Origin of the sequence: Terriglobus albidus (genome assembly GCF_025685425.1) — a bacterium.
Lineage (GTDB): Bacteria > Acidobacteriota > Terriglobia > Terriglobales > Acidobacteriaceae > Terriglobus > Terriglobus albidus.
This window is the reverse complement of record NZ_JAGTAS010000018.1, coordinates 103065-110547: the sequence shown is the minus strand read 5'-3', so window position 1 is coordinate 110547 and position 7483 is coordinate 103065. Positions and strand designations below refer to the sequence as shown.

Here is a 7483-nt window from a genome sequence, read left to right as displayed (position 1 = left end):
TCAGCAGCGTGTTGCCGGAGACAATGTGGTTCCACGTCGCGGCATAGATCCCGCGATTCCCTGTGTACGTCGTGCTGACGTAACCGGGATCCTGGTTGTCCAACAGATTCGGGTGCAGGGCGATCTTGTCGTTGCCACCGATATACAGACCGAAGACCGTGTCCTTTCCAGTCGGATGCGTATCGACACGTGCCAGTGCTCCGGAGTAGACCGGCGCACCGCCAATGCCGATGTCGTCCGTAAAGTAGTTGATCACGCTGCGGCGATACTGCGTGAGGAATGCAGCTTTCTTCCCCAGCGGATGGCTGAAGATCGCACCCATGCCGGCATAGCCCATATCCATCTGCAGATGCCGTTTCTGCGCAGCCGGCGCAGCGGTGTTCACACTGAGAACGGAGGACAGAGCGCCACTGTACTTTGTGCTGTAGAGCGCCTTATGCAGGCTGACCGACGAGACCGCGTCGGTATCCAGCATCGACACAAAGCCACCCGAGGAATTGCTCGTGCTGAGGTGGTTGATGTTCGCAATTTCAACGCCGTCGACAACATACAGATTCTCGATCGGGTTACCACCATTCACCATGTAGGTGTTTCTGGAGTCAGTATCGAAGGTGACGCCAGGTTCCGTCATCAGGAAGCGAGGGATGTCGTTATAGGTGCCAGGTGCTGCCTGCATCTCGGCGCTTGTTGCCTGCAATGTGATAGCGGTGTCGGTCTGCAGAATCTCGTCTGCGGAGTGGCCTTCCACCGTGATGGAAGCAATCGCTGTGGGGATGATGGCGGCTGCGGGTGCAGCTTTCGTTCCGCTCGATGCGCTTGCGGCAGTTGATGCGATTGCGGAGGTTGATGCAGATGTGGCAGAAGATGCGGTTGCAGCGATTGCTGCTGTTTTGGTTTTCATCGCCAGCGAGGCTGTCTCACCGGTAGGGCGCGGTGGCATTGCGTTCTTCGCGATCTCCAGCGGAGAGGGCGTCTTGTGTTTAGAAGTCTGTCCGACAAAAGACAACGGAAGCATTACAACCAGCACAGCTACAGCATGATTTTTTAATTTGTACGTAGTCATCTCGTCCTCTCCTTCAAAGAAGCGGGCAGACAATGCACAAAGCTGCTATGGCCGTAACAAAGCAATCGCTATGCCACGAAACTGCACTCTGAAGAGGCGCAGGAACCGAAATTCCTCACGCAACCGGAGGTAACGTGCAATCCTTTGCAGACTTTCCCCTACTTGGCGGCACCGTCGGGCTCGCAACGAAATAGCCGGTAAGGGGGGATTCTTTGCAGCATCTTCTTCCCGTCACTTAACTCTTCGGCGCGGGGCAAAGAGACTTTAGAGGTGACTCGTTTCGCTCAACTTTTCCGCAATCAAATCTCCTATCTCATAAGAATCACAGAGACTTCCGGTACAGCGAGCAAAAGAAAATGCGCCCTGTTACAGGCGCATCTCGTTATATCTTCCTAATTCGACTGAAGCGCGGCAATGAGCTACGAGCCCGTTATTTCTAATAATTCTTATAAAGATCCATGTCGCTGTATAAGCCCGAAACTTCAGTTCCGTAACCATTGGAGCGCATGGCTGGTGGATGCGTCTCTGGCCGTTCTTGCGGCGAGCTAACGCCTTATTTCGAGATCCACCTTAGGTCAAATGATGGCCGTTTGCACTATGACTATCGGCCCTCGGAGAGACAATGCTAACCGCTTTTGCCGTAAATAAAATTCCAAATCAAAGGAATAGGAATCGGCGTGATGTCGCTCATTTCCTGTTATAGAGAAGCTGCCTTCGCCTCAGAGCCTGTTGATGCATTTCTGTTATTTTATCTAGTTTCCGAATCGCAGACATAGATCCACCGGGCGGGCTTACCTTAACAAAGGCTTTCGTCGATGCGATTAGATCATTGATCTTCTCGCGTTCAATTCGTTCTTTCTCCTCCTTTGGAGGTGGAACACTCCATGGCTCCAGTTCAGAAGCAATGTCACCGGCCTCACGATTGGCAAACGTTACGAAACTCTCAGCCCAAATCTTTCGCCATTCCTCATTGACCTCTGCACCACGCCCTTCGTATTCCATCTGTTCCAGATAGCCGGCGAAGATCGGATATACCGCGAGACCCAGGCGTCTAAATTTGTACCTCTTAAAAAATGGGGTCTTTGGATCGGCGAGATGATATTCACACATCAATAACAGCATCCGGAGCTCAGCCACCGATCGTGGCGCCCGATCAGGCTTTTTGAATGAGGGAAACGCCACACTGTAAATCCACGCACCCACGAAAATGCACGGCAGAATCGAGACTTCTACCTTCACGTCAATAGGAATTTCCATAGAGCTTTCCAATAATTCTAATCGGTTCCACCATCGCGCGCAGATGGTGTATTCCAGGATTCTTTCGCTCCGCTGCACGGAGAGAGCCCTCATAATTGGATCTGCATATCTTACGACGCAGCCTCAAAGACATCCATTTGCTTGGTCTGACCTTCGAGATTTTTCGGCTCAACGCTAAAGGCTAACCACTTCCCGCCGAAACCGTAAGTACAACCAAAGTGCTCCTTCAAAGCACATGGCGCATCCGGGCTGCCTCCCGTGCGTGCCATTTTCTCCCGCTCAGGGGCTCTCACATTGACCCAAAGCCGCCTCCTACATAAGAGACAGCAGCTCCCTTCAGGTATCCATCGCCGCATAGATAGTAACGTTACCTACTTTTAAATTGCTATCAAGTTCCCCGGATCGTAGCCGATGAGCAGATCAAGGACGCTACCATGATCACCTTTACTGCCATCTATTTTGCTCTGAACGCGGTACTTGCTCTCGGCACACACGTCTCGAGGTCCACCTTTGAACGCCGCAGCGCTCCGGAGCTGCTTGGGTACTTTGTACTGTTTCTGCTCTTTGGTCTGCCCATCACATTTGGTGTAGTGATCTTCTGCCTCGCGCGCCTGAAGCGTACCGAAGCTCGTCCGATTCGGCACACCGCAGTTCCGCAACTGCGGATCGCGCGATAGGGAGACTCGCAAGTCGAATCTGGAAACAACATTGGTAGAAAGCGGCGGATTCTAGCTGCGACGAACCTCTGCCTTTTGCCTATTCTCTCATCTATGCTGTCGCAGATATGTGTGACGCTTACGTGAGTCTCAACGCCACGGAAGGTACCCGAGCCATTTCAACGCACGCTGCCAGAAGTGCTGGCGGCTTGACCAATGGAACGCGGCCCGACAGCCTGACCAAGTGGGGTGTAAGGTTGTCATCTTGAGCCGCAAGACGGTCCGAATCGTTGTCGGATTACATCTCGTCTGTGAATTTCGGAAGAATTCCCGTATGTCCCGATCCAGAGCGGCCTTACAGGAGAGGGTTTCGTCCCGCGGGCACTTTTACAGTGATTGCCTTGGAGAACTAGGAGAACATCGTAGGGCACCGGATGCTCCACGAAGAGCTTCAACGACACATTCTCGTTGGATACCGTAGGCCTTACCAGCCTTTTTTCTGCCAATACTCTTGATCGCAAATCCCGCATCGAGGGTTATACCCAAAGGGCTTCTGACAAGCTGGGCATATGGGCGCCACAAAGACCTGGTAAAACCAAATCAGCATCCGCTCCAATTTTCTTCTGTACTTTCCGAACACCAGGCTCTCCATAATTGAGGTCATCTCATTTTCGCAGATTCGAGCAATCTTAGCGTTTAGGTCCCACCGACATGCGATACATCATCCTTGCCCCCGTGGAGGCCCCCTCGAAAGCTCAGTTCTATCCCAGCCATAACTGGCCGGTATCGGGAATCCCTGCGGAGCCTTGTTGTACACTTTCCGTATCGATTAAGTGCATCACGTGCTGGGGATGGTCGGAAATCTCCGCTCAAGTACACGCAGGATTGACGTAGCCGCCATTGAAACAATAGCGACTACGTCAGTTTTCAGATCCTATAAGGAGGTTGAACACCACTACCCGCCCGATCCGGCATAATTGGCCTCGTCTACTAAATCCTCGAGATAGAAGTTGCCGGATCATGAGCGCAAATAAAGCTATGCCGTTGCACTCAGGATGGACGTCTGATCTCGTGTTTCCTACACAAAGGATCAACTACCACCTTCGCTGCACCTAGTTTCCGGAGGGTCTCTGCTCGCGGAGACCAGAATTGTCTCGATGATTTTATCTCATGTATTAACCGGCCATCTGCAAGCCCTACGAGACCGAGTTGACCATTGCTTGCTATCGAGCGAACACAAAATATTTCCGGGACACATTTACCTTCGGGATGATCACAGGAGCGGTGGATCTCGAGGGCATCCCGATTCATGAGAGAGAATTTGAAAATCCACTGCTCTCCCCCCGTATGTTTTGTCTCAACAACCGGCATCCCGTTCCGGCAACGCTGCATCGCTTCATACAGCGACACCGTAATTCCTTCCCAACGAACTTCACAATCATTTTCGATCTGAGCAAAGATAGCGCAGTGATGGTTATTGGAGAGCGCTACGTTCCTCTGCCGTTCGTCTGTGCCTATTGTGGTCACGTCCAAGGCTTTGCGGATTCGCACGCGCTTGATTGGAATCTCTCGACCACCCCGAGCAATTAGCACAGGCCAGTCTGACGCTCCTTCACACTTGGACAGGTCACCGACGGAATGAGCCTTGTCCGTAACAGCAGAGCGAACAGCCGGATCGACAATAGAATCAATTTCTTTGAGCGTGAGACTCGATATCGGCTTTCGAACATGAACATATTTTTTGTTATCTGACAGATATGGCGGACTATATATGGTGCTCTCATGTAAAGCACCTGACATCTTGTGCTCAGGACGATGAGACACAAAAATGTGGGTGATGTGAGGCCGCACGGAATTCAAGAAATCATTCCACGGCAAATCGGTTCCTGTTAGTCCCTTGTTGGGCGGATGCCCCAAGCCGCTGGAGGTGGTGTGAGTAATCTTCCCAACTACGCCTTGCCACGTCAGCGCAACAACAATGGCATCAATAGCATGGTGCCGATGATCATAGCGGGATTTAGCTTTTTCATTATCCTTTATAGGATTGGCTATTTTGCTAAACATCTCATCCAAGCCCCATGATCGACGAAGCGTTGCCGTTACAGCTCCGCTGGAGACAAACACTTTTTGCTGGCTTCGATCATTGTTTCCATGGATATCGGTGCCATACAAAGTGTTTAAAAGCCTACCGGCGAGCACGCTGGAATGGTGGGTATCGGTTAACCGTTTTTCGGCGAATTTAGCTACATCATCTACCGTCTGGAGCAGAAACCTCTCTAACTTCCGAAAGTTGCCGAAACTACGGACCCGTTCTAATATTGACGCCCACCCTAGCTCATCCGAGCCATAGGCCTCGAAAGGCGTCTTATTTCGCTTATTATGAGTAGGGATATAACAAAGGGTCCTATTTTGGAAGGAATCATCAGGATATAAACATCGCGGGATGATATGCACTGCATCAAATTGACAATCCCTGAAAAGGCTTGAAAAAGGAATCACGCGGCCAGTGTAAGGACAGATTCCATTGCATTCGACGTATAACAGTGCCTTTTCGATATCTTCACGTGTCTGCTTTTCTATCGGGATACCACATTCAGAGAGGATACGAGCTTTAATTCTGTATCGTTCATTCCGGCGTTTGCGGCTGAGTGCCGCCATTCTCATTCTCTCTTGCCGTGGCTGTTTGAGTTCGCGTGCGAGCTCAATGTGAACAGCATCAGGCCTGCCATATTCACGTATTATGGCGTTTACAACTTTACGCATCTCCGTCAAGGCTCTCTCGAGAGCTGGATTTCGCAATGCGGGTAGGTACTGACTAACAATCGGTAGTCGATCTTGCTGGCGTTCTCCCACTAAACGACTGCCATATGCTTCCCCCACTGCGTCGCTGAAAGTTTTACCCTCGAACATGAGGGGCAACAATTTGAGGAGAGCTTTGCGCGAAAAGGAGCAGTATCCTCGTTCAGGATGGCTTGAGCTCCACCTAGAAGCAGCTTCTGAACTCAATCCCCACCGATCTATGCCGCGTTTTAGCAGCCATTCGTCCGACACCCTATTGCGCCACTCTTCAACGATCCCTAGGCGTTCTTTATCCTGAAAAGCCATCCACCGCTCGCCAAAGGCAGCCCACATCGCAGATGCCGTATGATTGCCAGGTAGCGTTCGCCGTCCTTCTTGCTCCAAATTGAAGAAGCAGCCTTTGGCAAGTCGAAGCTGCTTTCTCAAATTGGCAAAGGTCTGATCTCCCCCACGCTCTAGGAGATCGAATACTATCTGATGCTCCCACATAGCCAATTTCCTATTCGACATGCCGGGAGAGACAACCTCGAGACCATTAAGTTCCTGTAGAACTCTGAACCTCTGGGCATCGAGGGTTGCCCAAGCCACGCGACGCTCCTGGGGTTCCAATTCGCATCGGCCAATCAGATGCTTCTGTGCTGCAGTGGGTCGTTGGAAAAATAGTAATGCGCGGACTTCGTCGTGAAGTTCCTCCGCCAAAAGATCTGGATGGTAACCTGCCTGCGTTCGCCAGATCAGTGCGAACTCGTCTTCATACATTCTGCGACTTGTCCACCGGCGGCGTACATTTTGACCCGGTTCATGTGGATTGAGGCGGGCAAAGTATTCTCCCAGAGTTCTCGCACCACTCTTCTCGATTGCAGCCTCAAGCCGGGCAATATCTGCCCTCGCTTTACTTTGCAGTTTTTCTTGCTCTGCATTTTGAGCCACTTCACGGCGGCTTGATCGAAAGCCCCGCCGCTGGCCAAGATGATAGATCACTCGGCCTACCTCAAAAGGTCTGAGCTTTTGATCGAGTGCGACTTGACGTAGATGGTAAAGAGGAAGCTCAAGGAATTCCGGATCATCGGATTCGGTTGACCATCTCTCTTCTATTTCCTTATCAAGGAGATTGAAGAGTTTATGACGTATCTCTGAAGGTGAGAGACCTCGATTCTCGCCTTCGAGCACTGGAAGCAATCCATGACGCTGAAGGAGTCTAAAAAGATCACGTTGACGTGCAGTTCGGCGACGATATTGCCGCCGACGAAGGCGCGCTAAACGGCGGGGAACAGCTTTCGGCAGATCCTTGCCAACAGCAATATCGGATAAGGTCCCTTCGATACCAGGCTGAAATATCCGTACTCCCGTGCGGATCAAATGCGTGGGCTGGCTAGTCTCATTCATCCCTGTCAAAGCCCAACCGAGGGATGCGCAACCTAGGTCTAAACCGAGGACGTATTTCTGCGTCGGGACGCAAGATGCAGTCATACGAATTATCCTTGACGCAAACTTTCCTGAAAAAGTAGTCTATTGGAAGTGTACTTGAGCGGCGATTGCCCGGCTATTCCCAGTAAGCTTTCGTCGTAAGGCTCCGCTCATTGAGCGACCTTTGAGCGCCCCCTGGACGGGGCGCTCACCTATATCGGGGCAGTATTCGCTTTCCTAGGCATTACTCGGGAGCGGTAAACAAAAATATCGTCACCTGGTCCGGTACTTCGAACACAGA

The 7483-nt window shown here is 51.4% G+C and carries 4 protein-coding genes; 1 reads left to right on the top strand and 3 read right to left on the bottom strand.

The genetic code is table 11. The annotated features are described in order from the left end of the window. Positions 1-1063 (bottom strand): TonB-dependent receptor plug domain-containing protein (locus OHL21_RS00510; protein ID WP_263415292.1); only part of this gene is annotated, 1063 nt, incomplete at its 3' end. 687 nt (positions 1064-1750) lie between these two features. After that, positions 1751-2320, bottom strand: a complete 570-nt coding sequence (locus OHL21_RS00505) for a hypothetical protein (protein ID WP_263415291.1) — start codon at positions 2318-2320, stop codon at positions 1751-1753. A 434-nt stretch (positions 2321-2754) separates the two neighbouring features. Between OHL21_RS00505 and OHL21_RS00500 the strand changes: the two genes are divergently transcribed. Beyond that, a complete protein-coding gene (locus OHL21_RS00500; protein ID WP_263415290.1) occupies positions 2755-2997 on the top strand; it encodes a hypothetical protein in 243 nt (80 codons plus the stop codon). Between the two features lie 1029 nt (positions 2998-4026). On the opposite strand, the gene cas9 is transcribed toward OHL21_RS00500, so the two are convergent. Then, positions 4027-7245, bottom strand: a complete 3219-nt coding sequence (cas9, locus tag OHL21_RS00495) for a type II CRISPR RNA-guided endonuclease Cas9 (protein WP_263415289.1) — start codon at positions 7243-7245, stop codon at positions 4027-4029. Between the last annotated feature and the right edge of the window lie 238 nt (positions 7246-7483).